Source organism: Kitasatospora sp. NPDC091257 (assembly GCF_044757675.1).
Classification (GTDB): Bacteria; Actinomycetota; Actinomycetes; order Streptomycetales; family Streptomycetaceae; genus Kitasatospora; species Kitasatospora lactacystinica.
In genome coordinates this window covers 1-2,161 of sequence record NZ_JBIVVI010001386.1, presented here as the reverse complement: position 1 = coordinate 2,161, position 2,161 = coordinate 1, and the positions used below count along the sequence as shown (strand labels likewise).

The 2,161-nt window shown below is 76.6% G+C and carries 2 protein-coding genes; one reads left to right on the top strand and one right to left on the bottom strand.

The window, feature by feature from the left end:
- Nucleotides 1-98: 98 nt before the first annotated feature.
- A complete protein-coding gene (locus tag ACIQOV_RS38550) occupies nt 99-1,091 on the bottom strand; it encodes a LacI family DNA-binding transcriptional regulator (protein WP_387694130.1) in 993 nt (330 codons plus the stop codon).
- Nucleotides 1,092-1,215: 124 nt separating this feature from the next.
- On the opposite strand from ACIQOV_RS38550, the gene ACIQOV_RS38545 reads away from it, so the two are divergent.
- On the top strand, nt 1,216-2,154 hold the full coding sequence (locus tag ACIQOV_RS38545) for a ribokinase (RefSeq protein WP_401055453.1): 939 nt from the start codon (nt 1,216-1,218) through the stop codon (nt 2,152-2,154).
- The last annotated feature ends 7 nt before the right edge of the window (nt 2,155-2,161 follow it).

Below are 2,161 nucleotides of genomic sequence, written 5' to 3'. Positions count from 1 at the left end.
CCGCCCGGGGCCGGCCGTCGGCCGTTCCCGGCTCCCCGGCGCCGGGCATCGGGGGCCGGGCGCCGGGTGTGTTGGGTGTCAGGGAACAGGCGTCGGTGTCAGGCGTCGGCGTCGGTGGAGGAGCGCACCACCAGCTGCGGGGCGAAGCGCTCCACGCGCTCCGTCCGTTCGCGGGCGGGGGCCTGAAGGAGGGTCAGGGCGCGCTCGGCCATGGCGGTGAGCGGGTGGCGGATGGAGGTGATGGGCGGGTCGAGGAGTTCGAGCATCTCGGTGTCGTCGAAGCCGGTGACGGCGATCCGCCCGGGGACGGGGACCGCCGAGCGCTGCAGCGTGCTGACGAGGCCGACCGCGAGGACGTCCGCGCCGCAGACGACGGCGTCGATCCCGGTGTGCCGCTCGGCGATGCGCCGGCCCGCGGTGCGGCCGGCGTCGGTGGTGAAGCTGGGCAGCAGGACGGTGGTGGCGTCGGCGCCGCGGGCCTCGGTGAAGGCGGCGAGGCGTTCCGCGCCGGAGGAGGAGGCCTGGTCGGCGGCGACCAGGGCGATCCGGTGGCGGCCGAGGCCTTCGAGGTGGTCGAGGAGCAGTCGCATCGCGGCGGTGTTGTCGAGGGTGACGGCCACCGTGCCGGAGCCGGTGGCCCAGCGGTCGAAGAGGACGACGGGGGTGCGTTCGGCGGCGGCCCGGACGGCGGGGCCGGAGGCGCCGGCGGAGACGGGGACGACGAGCAGTCCGTCGACCCGGCCGCCGAGCAGGGTCTCGATCTGCTCGGCCTCGACGGCGGTGTCGTTGGCGGCGTCGGAGACCACCAACTGCCCTCCGGCGGCGCGGACTTGCTGGGCGAGCGCGTCGGCGAGCTGGACGAAGTAGGGGTTGGCGAGCGAGGGGACGACCACGCCGATGGTGCCCGTGGTGCCGGTGCGCAGCGCCCGCGCGGAGTGGTTGATGCGGTAGCCGAGGCGCTGGGCGGCCTCCTCGACGCGGCGGGCGAGTTCGGGGTCGACGTTGCGCGGGGTGCCGGCCAGGACGCGTGAGGCGGTCGCGCGGGAGACGCCCGCGGCCGCGGCCACGTCGAGGAGTCGGGGCGCAGTCACGTGGGGCGGTCCTTCGCGGTCGGAGAGGGCTGGGCTGAGCTGGCGCAATACGCAGCACGAGGGTACTTGACGGTTTCCGGGGGCTGGTCCACAGTGTGGGAGATCGATCTCCCAAGGAGTGCGGATGCCGCTCATCACCGTCGTCGGTTCGATCAACCGCGACCTCGTCCTGACCGTCGGGGACCTGCCGCGACCCGGCGAGACCGTGCTCGCGCGGGGCTTCGTGGAAGGCGTCGGCGGCAAGGGCGCCAACCAGGCCGTCGCGGCCGCCCGGCTCGGCTCGCGGGTGCGTCTGGTCGCCCGGGTCGGTACGGACGCCGCCCCCATCCTGCGGGCGCTCGCCGCCGAAGGGGTGGACGTCGGGGCGGTGCGCCCGGCACCGGAGAGCACCACCGGGATCGCCTCCGTGGTGGTCGACCGGGCCGGCGAGAACACCATCGTGGTCAACCCGGGCGCCAACGCCGCGCTGACGGTCGCGGACCTGCCGCGGCGGCTGGCCCGTTCGGCCGGCGAGGTGGTCCTGGTGCAGCACGAGATCGCCGCCGAGGTGGTCGCCGCCGCCGTGCTGCGGGCCCGGGAACAGGGCGGCACGGTCGTCCTCAACCCGGCGCCGGCCCGGCCGGTCGCCCCGGAGGTGCTGTCCGCCGTCGACGTCCTGGTGCCCAACCTCGGTGAACTCGCCGCCCTGCTCGGCGCGGAGCCGCCGGCCGGCCCGGACGGCGCGCGCGAGCTGCTGGAACGGGCCGCGCTGCCCTGCCGGGCGGTCGTGGTGACGCTCGGCGCGGACGGGGCGCTGGTCAAACAGCCCGGCCGCCCGGCCGTGCACCTGCCGGCCCCCGTCGTGGACGCCGTCGACACCGTCGGCGCCGGCGACACCTTCTGCGGGGCCCTCGCCGACTCCGTCGCCCGGGGCGCCGACCTGCTCGCCGCCGCCCGACGCGCCGTCCGCGCGGCCTCATTGGCCGTGACCGGACTCGGCGCCCAGTCCTCCATGCCGTCCGCGGCGCAGCTCGACGCGGACGCCGCGGTCCTCGACGCCCCCACCGTCCCCGCGGCATCCTGACGGACCC